The 11,808-nt window shown below is 59.7% G+C and carries 10 protein-coding genes and 1 tRNA gene; 6 read left to right on the plus strand and 5 right to left on the minus strand.

Annotated features, from left to right (window positions below; genetic code table 11):
- Positions 1 to 9: 9 nt before the first annotated feature.
- Entirely contained in the window at positions 10 to 507 is a 498-nt protein-coding gene (locus M8N44_RS10315; protein WP_102727888.1) for a hypothetical protein, read from the minus strand.
- Positions 508 to 729: 222 nt separating this feature from the next.
- Here M8N44_RS10315 and M8N44_RS10320 point away from each other — a divergent pair, with 222 nt between their 5' ends.
- The 5 genes from M8N44_RS10320 to M8N44_RS10340 all read left to right on the plus strand — a co-directional run bounded on the left by M8N44_RS10320 (position 730) and on the right by M8N44_RS10340 (position 6,564).
- Complete coding sequence (locus M8N44_RS10320) at positions 730 to 1,548, plus strand: hypothetical protein (RefSeq protein ID WP_102727889.1); 819 nt, start codon at positions 730 to 732, stop codon at positions 1,546 to 1,548.
- Between the two features lie 72 nt (positions 1,549 to 1,620).
- Complete coding sequence (locus M8N44_RS10325; protein WP_102727890.1) at positions 1,621 to 2,682, plus strand: radical SAM protein; 1,062 nt, start codon at positions 1,621 to 1,623, stop codon at positions 2,680 to 2,682.
- Positions 2,675 to 3,922, plus strand: a complete 1,248-nt coding sequence (locus M8N44_RS10330; RefSeq protein ID WP_102727891.1) for a radical SAM protein — start codon at positions 2,675 to 2,677, stop codon at positions 3,920 to 3,922. Before M8N44_RS10325 ends, M8N44_RS10330 begins: the two co-directional genes overlap by 8 nt.
- Positions 3,923 to 4,120: 198 nt before the next feature.
- On the plus strand, positions 4,121 to 5,410 hold the full coding sequence (locus M8N44_RS10335; RefSeq protein WP_102727892.1) for an O-acetylhomoserine aminocarboxypropyltransferase/cysteine synthase family protein: 1,290 nt from the start codon (positions 4,121 to 4,123) through the stop codon (positions 5,408 to 5,410).
- Between the two features lie 497 nt (positions 5,411 to 5,907).
- On the plus strand, positions 5,908 to 6,564 hold the full coding sequence (locus M8N44_RS10340) for a PEP-CTERM sorting domain-containing protein (protein WP_180975124.1): 657 nt from the start codon (positions 5,908 to 5,910) through the stop codon (positions 6,562 to 6,564).
- Between the two features lie 110 nt (positions 6,565 to 6,674).
- Here the strand turns inward: M8N44_RS10340 and M8N44_RS10345 are convergent, their stop codons facing one another.
- From M8N44_RS10345 to leuB, 4 genes are all read right to left on the minus strand, one after another.
- Positions 6,675 to 8,210 carry a YifB family Mg chelatase-like AAA ATPase gene (locus M8N44_RS10345; protein ID WP_102727894.1) on the minus strand — a complete coding sequence of 512 codons (1,536 nt, stop codon included), beginning with the start codon at positions 8,208 to 8,210 and terminating at the stop codon, positions 6,675 to 6,677.
- A gap of 73 nt (positions 8,211 to 8,283) precedes the next feature.
- Entirely contained in the window at positions 8,284 to 9,159 is an 876-nt protein-coding gene (locus M8N44_RS10350; protein ID WP_022396097.1) for a rhomboid family intramembrane serine protease, read from the minus strand.
- An 84-nt stretch (positions 9,160 to 9,243) separates the two neighbouring features.
- Positions 9,244 to 10,284, minus strand: coding sequence for an NAD(P)/FAD-dependent oxidoreductase (locus M8N44_RS10355; RefSeq protein WP_102727895.1), 1,041 nt, complete (start codon positions 10,282 to 10,284; stop codon positions 9,244 to 9,246).
- A 128-nt stretch (positions 10,285 to 10,412) separates the two neighbouring features.
- On the minus strand, positions 10,413 to 11,522 hold the full coding sequence (leuB, locus tag M8N44_RS10360) for a 3-isopropylmalate dehydrogenase (RefSeq protein WP_102727896.1): 1,110 nt from the start codon (positions 11,520 to 11,522) through the stop codon (positions 10,413 to 10,415).
- Between the two features lie 165 nt (positions 11,523 to 11,687).
- Here leuB and M8N44_RS10365 point away from each other — a divergent pair.
- A tRNA-Asn gene (locus M8N44_RS10365) sits at positions 11,688 to 11,762 on the plus strand.
- Positions 11,763 to 11,808 lie beyond the last annotated feature (46 nt).

The following is an 11,808-nucleotide window of genomic DNA, read 5'->3' on the forward strand; positions in this document are numbered from 1 at the left end:
GGTAAAGCCTTATTGCCCGCAGTAGTAAATTTCCATATTGGGAGGATTGACTCCACCCACGGTTCCGGTAAGGGTATGGGCATGGTGGAAACTCCCATTGGGTGGTCCACTGGGAGTAACAGCGATGACGAGTCCGGAATTCATCCCGGATTGTTGTAGTTTAGCCACATCCGCTAATGCATCTTGCGTAATATTGCTGCCCGGATGATGGCATTTGATTTCAATGGGGGCAAGATAAGGGCCATTTGAAAAAAGGAAATCAGGCGTTCCGTATCCCTGGATACCGTTTTCCCGTTCATGATCAATATTGTTCATGGTGAGGTACGTGGCAAATTCAACCTGGAACCAGCCCTCCCAGCCGCCGGGAATATCCCAGGGGTAATCAGTCCTGGCGACACTGCCGAGAACGGTATCAACGTGTTGTCCGAACCGGGCCATATGATCGATGAAGCGACCTCTATCGTCGGGGTTGTATCCTAGAAATTGTTGTATTGTTAATTGAGCCATATCGTATTAATTAGTGGTTGAGTCCCTATCATCTCTGTAGCGTTTGCAGGTGAAAAGAGAGCCCTGCCCAAGCGGGGAAATGGCTTTTACAAAGGCATGAAAGAGTGCTTGCCTGCCACTGACCGTATGTAGAAAAGAAGGGGTTGTCCTTCGTGACGACCGTCACGATTGACGGGAGATGAAGGAAGAAGTATCTTTCCGTGACGAAACGGCTTCCATATCATGAATAAAACAGTTGCTTTCATCGGCCTGGGCGCTGCCGTCTGCATGACGGCCCCCGCATTTGCCCAGGACACCCATCTTTCCCTGACCAAGGAGAGCGTTGCCAGCATGCATGAAATTACGGCGGCGCTGGACAAGGTGACGGACGAGCCCGGAGCGGCGGACGCCGTGAAAACGGTCAAAAAGGTGCGTGAAAAGCTGGTGGACCTCGGAAAAAGGCAGCTTGAACTTCCCGGCGCCACGCCGCAGGAGCAGGCGCAGATTTCCGCCCAGATGACGGAAGTGCAGAAAATTTCCGGTGAATTGGTGAAATCCCTTGCGCGCTTGAAAAAGGAAGGTCTGCTCACGCCCGATTTGCAGAAGGCCCTGATGGATTTGCAGTCCGTGCAGACGGAACTGGCGCAGGCTTCCCGGGACAAGGCCGCGCAGGCGGAGCCGTTCCCGAAGGATGCGGAGGGCAACACGCATGAAACCCTGCTGGCAAAAACCGTGGATGAAGTCAAAAACCTGGATGAATCCCTGTCCAGGGTGAAGGATGAGGAAACCAGCAAGGCCGCTGTGGACCAGATAGGGCATTACCGGGCCGCCCTGCTGGACATCGCCAAGAAACAGGCCGCCCTGCCGCCCCTCACCCGCAACCAGCAGGCCAAGCTGACGGGAGTGCAGCAGCAGCTTGTGGAAATGATGCAGCCCATCGTCAAGCATGTGACGGCCATCATGCTCTCTCCGGATGCCTCCAGGAATTTGAAGGAGGCCCTCAATTCCCTTTCCGAACTGCCCAAGGAAGTTCAGAAAATCCGTGAAGAGGCGGCCAAGTGAACTTTTTGGGGGAATGCCCCTCTTTTGGACTGGTCAAAAATTATAATTGTTCTAAAGTGGCTGTCCTGAGGAATGCGACCGATTTTTAGTGAAACAGATCTCAATGAACGCCCCTTCCTGGTTTTCTGGGAAGTGACGCGCGCCTGCGCGCTGGCGTGCAAGCATTGCCGCGCCGTAGCCCAGCCGCGGCCCCATCCTGATGAACTGACCCATGAGGAAGCCCTGCGCCTGATTGACCAATTGGCGGAGCTGCGCCCTCCCATGCTGGTGCTGACGGGCGGGGACCCCGTCATGAGGCCGGACATTCTGGAATTGATCCGCGCGGCGGCCGGCAAGGGGCTGCATGTGGCATTGAGCCCCGCCGCTACCGCCCGGCTGCTGCATGCGGACTTCCATGCCTTGAAGGAGGCGGGGGTTCAAAGCATGTCCCTGAGCCTGGACGGGGCGCATGAGGCCACCCATGACGCCTTCCGCGGCGTTCCCCACACGTATGAACGGACCCTGCGCGCGGCGGAAATGGCGAAGGAAGCGGGGATGCACCTGCAAATCAACACCACCATCACCAAGAGCACCCTGGGCGAGTTTGACGACTTTGTGGAGCTGATGAAGAAGATGCAGCCGGGCATGTGGAGCGTGTTCCTGCTGGTGCCTACGGGCCGGGCCGCCATGGATGAAATGCCCACGGCGGAAGAAGTGGAGGCCGTTTGGGAAAAACTCAGCAAGGTAAGCCGTGAAGTCCCCTTCGGCGTCAAGACCACGGAAGGGCACCATTACCGCCGCGTGGCGCTTCAGGAAGCCCGCGCGCAGGGGAGCAAGCCCGCGCGCCGCGCCGTTCCCACCCGGGACGGCAAGGGCATCATGTTCATCTCCCATACCGGGGAAATCCAGCCTTCCGGATTCCTGCCCGTTACGGCGGGAAACGTGCGGACGGATGATCCGGGGGAAATCTACCGCACGCACCCCCTTTTCCTCAAACTCCGGGATGACAATGCACTGGAAGGCAAATGCGGCCGGTGCGAGTACCGCACCGTCTGCGGCGGCTCCCGTTCCCGCGCCTATGCCGTTTACGGAGACATGATGGCGGAAGACAACCTCTGCCCCTACCAGCCCAGGCTTTCACAACACCATGATTAACATTACCAGACTTTGGACAGGGGCGGAACAGCCCGCGGACCATTTGAGATACGGGCAGGGCCACGGGCACGGCCGCTCCGCGGGAGGCGCCGTGGAATCCTGCGCTCCGGCTTCGTCCCGCGTCCGCAAGCCCATTGTGGTCTGGAACATCACGCGCACCTGCAACCTCAAGTGCGTGCATTGCTATGCGGACGCCTCCGCCCGGAAATTTGAAGGGGAGCTGGATTGGGACCAGTGCTGCGCGGTCATTGACGATCTGGCGGACTACAAGGTGAACGCCCTGCTGTTCTCCGGCGGGGAGCCGCTGGTGCACCCGCGCTTCATGGAGCTGCTGGAACGGGCCACTGGAAAAGGGCTGAAAGTGACCATTTCCACGAACGGCACCCGCATCACGCCGGAGGCCGCCGCGCGGTTCAAGGAACTGGGCGTGGCGTACGTGGGCATTTCCCTGGACGGCATCGGCGCCGTTCATGACAAGTTCCGCGGCGTGAAAGGCTCCTTTGAACAGGCGGTGCGCGGGTTCAAGCTCTGCAGTGAAGTGGGGCAGAAGACGGGCCTGCGCCTGACGCTGACCCGCAACAACGTGCAGTGCATGGACCAGATTCTGGACTTCATTGACGCCAATGACATCCAGCGCGTCTGCTTCTACCATCTGGTGCCCACGGGCCGCGGCGTGGAAGTGCAGACGTTGACGCAGGAGGAAGCGCGGAACGCCATGGATACGCTGATTGCCCGCGTGGAGGAATGGAAGGCGGAAGGCAAAAACCGTGAAGTGCTGACCGTCACCCAGCCAGCGGACGGCATTTACCTGCTGCTGCGCCAGCTCCGGGAAGGCTCCCCGCTGGCGAAGGAAACCCTGAACCTTCTTCAATGGAACGGCGGCGGGGCGAACAGCTCCGGCCGCGGCATCGCCAACATTGACACGCAGGGCGTGGTGCACCCGGACCAATTCTGGCAATCCGTCACGCTGGGCAATGTGAAGAACAACCTGTTTTCCGATCTGTGGGACGCCAAGGCGGGGGCCGCGGCGGAGATGCTGCCTGAGTTGCGCGGGTCCGACAATCCCCTGGAACGGCAGAAAAAAATTGAAGGCCGCTGCGGCCGCTGTGTGCACTTTGCCTTGTGCGGCGGTGGCTTCCGCACGCGCGCCGCATTTGCCAACGGGCACTGGTACGGGTCCGATCCCGGCTGCTACCTGACGGAAGAGGAAATTTCCACCCCTCTGCCGGAAATCAGGTAAAATCCGCAGGCTGTTCCCTTCTCCGGAAGAAGCTCCAAATACGGTGGCATATTCCTCAGGCCGTCTTTGGGAACAAGAGCCTCCCGGCACTTGAACGCGGCTGATTGTAACCGCGAAGGCGGGGAGGCAGGGAGCGGCTGGAAATGCCTCCTTTCCCTGCTTTACAAGGGAGGCGGCATGGCATAGCATCCCTGCATCATGAGTCAGGAATTGAGACCGGAAACCCTGTGCGTGCAGGCGGGCTGGACCCCCAGAAAGGGTGAACCCCGCGTATTGCCCATTTACCAGAGCACCACGTTCAAGTATGAAACCAGCGAACAAATGGCCAAACTGTTCGATCTGGAGGAAGCCGGATTCTTCTATACGCGCCTCCAGAACCCTACCAATGAGGCGGTTGCCAGAAAAATCGCCGAACTGGAAGGCGGCGTGGCCGCCATTCTGACCTCTTCCGGACAGGCGGCCTCTTTCTTTGCCGTCTTCAACATCTGCGAGGCGGGGGACCACATCGTCAGCACCGCGTCCATTTACGGAGGCACGTACAACCTTTTTGCCGTCACGTTCCGGAAAATGGGCATTGAGGTCACCTTTGTGGACCAGGACGCCCCGGCGGAGGAAATCGCCAAAGCCTTCCGTCCCAATACGAAGGCCCTCTTTGCGGAAACCGTTTCCAACCCCACGCTCTGCGTGCTGGACATCCGCAAAATGGCGGACATCGCCCATGCGCACGGCGTCCCCCTGATCGTGGACAACACCTTCGCCACCCCCATCAACTGCCGCCCCTTTGAATGGGGGGCGGATATCGTCACCCACTCCACCACCAAGTACATGGACGGCCATGCCGCGGCGGTGGGCGGCGTGATCGTGGACAGCGGCAACTTTGACTGGGAAGCCCACAGGGACAAATTCCCGGGCCTGACGGAGCCGGACCCTTCCTATCACGGGCTTTCCTACAGCAAGAGCTTCGGCAAGGGCGCCTACATCACCAAGGCGACCGTCCAGCTCATGCGCGACCTGGGTTCCATTCAATCCCCGCAGAATGCCTTCCTGCTCAACCTGGGCCTGGAAACCCTCCACCTGCGCGTGCCGCGGCACTGTGAAAACGCGCAAAAGGTGGCGGAATTCCTGCAAGGGCAGGAGGATGTGGCCTGGATCAACTATCCGGGCCTGCCGTCCAACAAATACCATGACCTGGCGCGGAAGCAATTCCGCAACGGGCAATCCTGCGGCGTGGTGACCTTCGGCATCAAGGGTGGCCGTGAACGCGCCATCAAGTTCATGGACAGCCTGAAACTGGCCGCCATCGTAACCCATGTGGCGGATTCCCGCACCTGCGTCCTCCATCCCGCCAGCCATACGCACCGCCAGTTGACGGATGAGCAGCTCATGGAGGCGGGCGTCCGGCCGGACCTCATCCGGTTCTCCGTGGGAACGGAAGCCGCGGAAGACATCATTGCGGACCTCAAGCAGGCTCTGGAAGCCATCCGTTAAACCGGTCTTTCCTTTCTCGTGCGAACAGCCGTTCCGCGCATGTCCGCGGAGCGGCTGTTCTGCGTGGGTGACGGGTGAAAAAGCCGGGATGGCCCGGCGTATTGAATGTTTCCGGAAAAGAGCGCCGGCAAACGGGAGGGCGAGGCATATGCTCCCGCTGGGGAAAGACCGTTTCCGGCAGCAGGGGCCTCCCGGCTCCTGTAAAAACCTGCGGAAACTCCGCAGAAAAATAACTTCATTTCATGTTCTCCTTATTCCAAAGTTTAATTCCACGTAAAATAGGTATTTTAATAGGGTTATAAAGAAAAATCCAGCAACGGCGAATTACGGGGAACGGCTCGGCCATTCAACCTCAAGAAGATGCGCCGGATTTCAGAAAAATCTGAAAATTCAAAGACTTTTCTTCTTAAATGTAAATTGACACACCATAATAAATTTATTATGGTGTGTAACTTATGAAAAATAGATATTGTGCTGTATTAATAAGTTGCGCCAGTGTGCTGGCTGCAAATGCTGCTACCATCATTGCCGAACTGCCCGAATCAGCCAATCTGTCGCAAACCGCGACCATGGCGCCGCAAACGGGAAACCAGCTGCTGGATAAAGTAAAAGGCCGTGAATTTGGCGTCTATGCGGGAGGCAATAACAACAGCCTGGCCAACTGGCCCCAGAATGGGGAGGGAACCTGGGTCAACCATGATGACGTCGGTTCCATCATCCTGTGCGGCAGAAGCGGCGTGGCCGGAGACTCCTTTGCCATGGTGCTGGGCGGCCCCCGGCAGGGAGAGCTTGTTTCCTCCATCATCTTTTCCTGTGACACGCCCACCTCCGTCATCACGAGCTACACCATGGTGCTGGCGGTTTACGACTCCGCCGGAACGTTGGTCCGGAACCTTTCCACCGTGGAAAGCTTTACCTTTGATTCCACTTCAAGAACGACGACCGTTTCCCTGGACATGGCGGATTCTCCCCTGGCGTGGGGGGAAGGATACAAGCTGGTTGCCGGAGTGCGCGGCGGCGCGGGCGGCGCCACCTCCCCCTATACGCTTGCCAACATCCAAGTATCCTATGAAACCGTTCCGGAACCGGCTACCGCATCTCTGGGAATGCTTGGCCTGGGAGCCCTCGTCTTCCGGCGTTCCCGGAACCGGTGAGCGGTACACTTTTCAATCGGGAAGGAGGCGACCTGAAAAACGCCTCTTTTCCTTTTTCCGTTCGGAAAAGGCACGCTTTGGCATGGCGTAACGCGGCATTCCGGAATGGTTCATTCCCGGAGAGAATGTTCAAAGGCCCGGTACTGCACGGCCTCATACAAATGGGAATCCTGAATATCAGGGCTGCCCTCCAGATCCGCTATGGTGCGGGCCACCTTCAGAATGCGGTCGTAGGCTCTGGCGGAAAGGGCCAGTTCTTCCACGGCGCGGAGCAGGATGGCGCGGCTTTCCGGCAGCAGGCGGCAATGCCTCTGGAGCGCTTTTCCGGAAAGTGCCGCATTGCTGCGGAAGGGAGTGCCCGCATATCTGCTGCACTGGAGCTGCCGGGCGGCCATCACGCGTTCCCTGATGCCGGCGGAACATTCCCCGGCGGGTGCGGAGGCCAGAATAGAGGGGTCCACGGCGGGAACTTCCATCAGCAAGTCGAACCGGTCCAGAAGCGGTCCTGAAATCTTGCGGCGGTAGCGTGCGACCTGCGCCGGGGGACAGGTGCAGGTTCTTCTCCTGTCGCCCAGATAGCCGCAGGGGCACGGATTCATGGCGGCTGCCAGCATGAAGCGGCACGGAAACGTCATGGTGCCGGAAGCGCGGGAAATGACCACCTGGCCGGATTCCAGCGGTTGCCGCAGAGTTTCCAGCGCGGCGCGGCGGAACTCCGGCAATTCGTCCAGAAAGAGCACGCCGTTGTGGGCCAGGGACACTTCCCCCGGCGTGATATTCGCTCCTCCGCCCATCAGCCCGGCATCGGAAATGGTATGGTGCGGAGCCCGGAACGGACGCCGGGCCACCAGGCCGTTCCCCCGTTTCAGCAGTCCGCATACGGAATGGATTTTACTGGTTTCCAGAGCTTCCTCCGGATTCAGCGGAGGGAGAATGGTCGGGAGCCTCTGCGCCAGCATGGACTTGCCCGAACCCGGAGAACCGCAGAGAAGGATGTTATGGCCGCCTGCCGCCGCGATCTCCATGGCGCGGCGCGCATAGGGCTGCCCCTTGATCTCGTCGAAGTCAACGGCAGCCTCCTTGTCTTCGGCCTCCCGGTCCTCTCTTCCGGAAGCCGTGAAGGGAGGGGGCAGAACGGAGGAGGTAAGGAGTGCCCACGCCTCCTTCAAAGAAGCCACGGGGTAAATCTCCACGCCCTGCACGGGCGTTCCTTCGTGCGCGTTAGCACGTGGCAGCATGATGCGCTTCCTGCCCATGCGCCGCGCCTCCATAATCTGCGGCAGAATGCCCTGCACGGGGCGTACGGCGCCATCCAGGGCCAATTCCCCCACGATGCACCAGGAAGAAGCGTCCATGTCCCTTTCCGCCGCTCCGGCAACCATTCCCAGGGCGATGGGGAGGTCAAACCCCGGTCCCTGCTTCCTTAAATCCGCCGGAGCCAGATTGACGACGAAAACGCCCTGCTGGAAGGGCAGTCCGCTGTTCTGGATGGCCGTATCCACGCGCTGCCCGCTCTCCTTCACGGCCGCATCAGGCAGCCCCACGATAAAGGTGCGTTTTTCCGCCATGGGGCGGAAATCCACTTCCACCTCCACTTCTACGCCATCCACGCCCAGAACGGTGGAGGAATACAGCCGCGTCATCATTCCTCCATGCTAGGAGGAAATAATGAAAAAGAAAGAAAAATAACAAAAATTCGGGGAATATCTAACAAATAATTCAACGGCGGGAGGCGCGCCGGAGAACTTCCCGTTCCTCTTCCGTCAGGCTGGACAGGCCGGAGCGGGATATTTTTTCCATGATTTCATCCACCTCCTCTTCGGAGGGATGGTTACCGGCGGGGCGGCGTGCGGAGTGCGAGGTGGAATGGTGGGAGGAAGAAACGACCCGCCGCCTGGGAGAGGACAGTTTTTCCTTCCACAGGATCAGCAATGTCAGGATGAACCCGGCGAACATGCCGCCCAGGTGTCCGGCTTCCCCGCCCGCGTTGTTCCACTGGAAAATAATGACGGCGCAGGCGATGCCGAGGACGGCCAGGGCGAACTGGCGCACGCTCAAATTGACCGGAGGGAACAGAAGCTGCACCCGGGCGCGCGGAAAAAGCACCGCACACGCGGCCATGATGCCATAAATGGAGCCGGAGGCCCCCACCATGGGAATGAAGCGCCATTCCGGATCAAAGAACCCCATGTACCCCAGCAGGGAGGAAAACAGGGCCGCCGCCACGCCGCAGAAGAGATAATACAGCAGGAAGCGCAGATGGCCGAAGCGTTCCTCCACGACCGGCCCGAAAAACCACAGGGCGATCATGTTGAACATGATGTGCCCCAGATTGGCGTGCAGGAACTGGTAGGTGAACAATCGCCACAATTCCCCTTCATGAAAGCACGTGTATTCACTGTAGGCCCCGTAAAGCTGGATCAGGTCCAGACGGCCCGGCGGGTAAATATCCCGTGGAATATCCACCTGGAAGAAAAACCCGAGGATAAAGACGACCACATTGAGCAGGATCAGCCAGTGCACCATCACGGCGCCGCGCTGGTCAAACAAATGCTCCCGTACCGTATCTCCCCAGTTCTCGTTCTCCGCTCGCATATAAGGCCGCATGTAATCGTGTTCAGGGCGTTTTGACAAGGAAAATAGCTGTCCCGTTCAAGGAAGTACGGGAACCGCGCCGCATTATTTCCACAGTGCGGCGGGAAGCAGGTCCGGCGGCAGTTCCGCCCCGTGCACAAGATGTTCCGCCAGCTGGGCCGCGGCCCACGGGGAAGTGGTCACTCCCTTGCTGCCCAGTCCGGAGAAGACGAACTGGCCGTTCAGGCCGGGAATGGGCCCGGCGACGGGCTGGCTGCGCCGGATGATGGGGCGCACGGCGGCGCGGGCGCGGAGGAAGCCCGTCTCCCCGGAATAGCGTTTGACGAGGTCCAGCATCAATTCCTGGACGGCGGGGGCTTCCGGAATGCCGGGAGCGTCCCACGCCCACGCGTAAGTGGCGCCGAAGCGCCAGAAAGAACCGTTGTGAACCAGCCAGTGGCCGAAATGCAGGATGCCGGCGTGCCAGTCCAGCTCCTTCAGGTCCAGGTCCAGAATAGTGCCCTTGGAAGGGCGTCCCTTCAAGGGAGCCATGTCCGGGTGGCATCCGGCCTCCCAGCCGGTGCACCAGGCTATATGGGAAAACTTCTGCCCGTTCCAATGGAAAAGGCCGTTTTCATCCGGACGGATATCCGCGGGGGACACGTCCGCTTCCACAAAACGGCCCTGTTTCGTGAAAAACTTCCGCATGGCGTTGACCATGTCCTCCACGTGCAGCACGGCGGAGCCGCGCGTATAGGCGGCTTTTCCGCGGCCTTCCCAGTGTTCAGGCCATGGGAAAAGGGGGCCCGCATAGGCGCAGGACTCCGGGGCCGTCTGGCGTTCCTGCCAGACTTCCAGTTGGTCCTCCGTTTCCAGTTCCCGGAAAATAGGGGTCTTCTGCCACCAGGAGCCGCCCAGTTCCCGTTCCGTCTCCGGATAAAAGGCCTCCGCTGCGGACAGGCATTCCTCCTGCCGCCAGCCGGGGCGGAAGGCCCGGCCCGTCAGGGGATTCACCAGCCCGGCGGCCACACGGGAAGCTGTTTCCGCAATAGGGCGGTCTGTGATGGTGAAATCCGTGCCGCGGCGTTTCAATTCCCATGCCAGGCAGCTTCCGGCGATTCCCTGGCCGATGATAAGAACGTTCATGATCGTTGAATGAAGAACCGGAAAAGCCCGGGAATAAATGGAAGAACAGAGGAAGTGCCTCCCCCCGCTTCCGGAGGTGACAGCCCCGCAGACGGTGGAATGCGCCTGCGGAGCGGGAAAACGCCCCCTTAAAGGGCCGCAATAATGGTATCCCCCATTTCCGCGGTATTCACGCGGATTTCTCCGGAGGCGCCCGTAGCCAGGTCTCGCGTGCGGTAGCCCTGTTCAATCACGCGGCGCACGGCGGCGTCAATGGCGTCTGCCGCGTCCTTTTCCCCGAGGGAATAGCGCAGCAGCATGGAGAGGGAAAGAATCTGGGCGATCGGATTGGCAATGCCCTTGCCGGCGATGTCCGGGGCGGAGCCGCCGGAAGGCTCGTAGAGGCCGAAAAACAGGCCGTTGTCCTCATTGCCCTGGCACAGGCTGGCGCTGGGCAGCATGCCCAGGGAGCCGCAGATCATGGCCATCTCGTCGGAAAGAATGTCCCCGAACAGGTTCTCCGTCACCAGCACGTCAAACTGGCGGGGATTGCGCACCAGCTGCATGGCGGCATTGTCCACGTACATGTGGAGCAGTTCCACGTCCGGATAATCCCTGGAAACCTCAATCATCGTCTCGCGCCACAGCAGGGAATTGGTCAGCACGTTGGCCTTGTCCACGCTGGTGACGCGCTTGCGGCGCCCTCGCGCGGCCTCGAACGCCACTTTGGCGATGCGCACCATCTCGCTCTTGTGGTAGCGCATGGTATCCACGACGACTTCGTCGTCCCCCTCCTGTTCGCGGAAACGGGGCTGGCCGAAGTACAGGCCGCCGGTCAGTTCCCGGACGCATAAAATGTCAAAACCGCCTTCGATCAATTCATTCTTGATGGGAGAGGCGTGGGTCAGGGCAGGCAGGCATACGCCCGGGCGCAGATTGGCGTACAGGCCGAAATGCTTTCTCAGCGGCAGCAGGGCGCCGCGCTCCGGCTGTTCATTGGCGGGAAGGTGCTCCCACTTGGGGCCGCCTACGGAGCCGAACAGGACGGCGTCCGCCTCTTCACAGGCTCGGATGGTCTCTTCCGGAAGGGCCTTGCCGCAATGGTCGATGCCCGCGCCGCCCACAAAAGCCTCCTTGCGGCTCACGGTAAATCCAAACTTGGAACTTACGGCGTCCAGAACCTTCAGGGCCTCCGCCATGACCTCGGGCCCGATGCCGTCGCCGGCCAGAACAGCAATATGATGGTGATGTTCACTCATGTCGCTGAAAGTCTGGGCATTCTCCCCTCAAAGGTCAAGAAACACCGTTGGCATGCCCACGCCGCGGAAGCCTTTTTGCGTCAAAAAGCCTACAGAAACAAAAAAGTACTTGCCAAACGCCTGTGCCTCCAGTAAAAATCCCTCCGCGCTCCATGGAACGCAAACTCCCCTGTAGCTCAGCGGTAGAGCGGGTGACTGTTAATCACTAGGTCGTTGGTTCGAGCCCAACCGGGGGAGCCATTAATTTTCTAACCCTCACAAGTGCAACTGCTTGTGAGGGTTGTTT

The sequence above is a fragment of the Akkermansia massiliensis genome, assembly GCF_023516715.1.
Classification (GTDB): domain Bacteria; phylum Verrucomicrobiota; class Verrucomicrobiia; order Verrucomicrobiales; family Akkermansiaceae; genus Akkermansia; species Akkermansia massiliensis.

What these genes read in the sequence shown, in the direction of transcription:
- M8N44_RS10325 (WP_102727890.1), top strand. Translation starts at nt 1,621, where the DNA reads ATGCGACCGATTTTTAGTGAAACAGATCTCAATGAACGCCCCTTCCTG.
- leuB (WP_102727896.1), bottom strand. Translation starts at nt 11,522, where the DNA reads ATGAGTGAACATCACCATCATATTGCTGTTCTGGCCGGCGACGGCATC.
- M8N44_RS10315 (WP_102727888.1), bottom strand. Translation starts at nt 507, where the DNA reads ATGGCTCAATTAACAATACAACAATTTCTAGGATACAACCCCGACGAT.
- M8N44_RS10355 (WP_102727895.1), bottom strand. Translation starts at nt 10,284, where the DNA reads ATGAACGTTCTTATCATCGGCCAGGGAATCGCCGGAAGCTGCCTGGCA.
- M8N44_RS10350 (WP_022396097.1), bottom strand. Translation starts at nt 9,159, where the DNA reads ATGCGAGCGGAGAACGAGAACTGGGGAGATACGGTACGGGAGCATTTG.
- M8N44_RS10335 (WP_102727892.1), top strand. Translation starts at nt 4,121, where the DNA reads ATGAGTCAGGAATTGAGACCGGAAACCCTGTGCGTGCAGGCGGGCTGG.
- M8N44_RS10345 (WP_102727894.1), bottom strand. Translation starts at nt 8,210, where the DNA reads ATGATGACGCGGCTGTATTCCTCCACCGTTCTGGGCGTGGATGGCGTA.
- M8N44_RS10330 (WP_102727891.1), top strand. Translation starts at nt 2,675, where the DNA reads ATGATTAACATTACCAGACTTTGGACAGGGGCGGAACAGCCCGCGGAC.
- M8N44_RS10320 (WP_102727889.1), top strand. Translation starts at nt 730, where the DNA reads ATGAATAAAACAGTTGCTTTCATCGGCCTGGGCGCTGCCGTCTGCATG.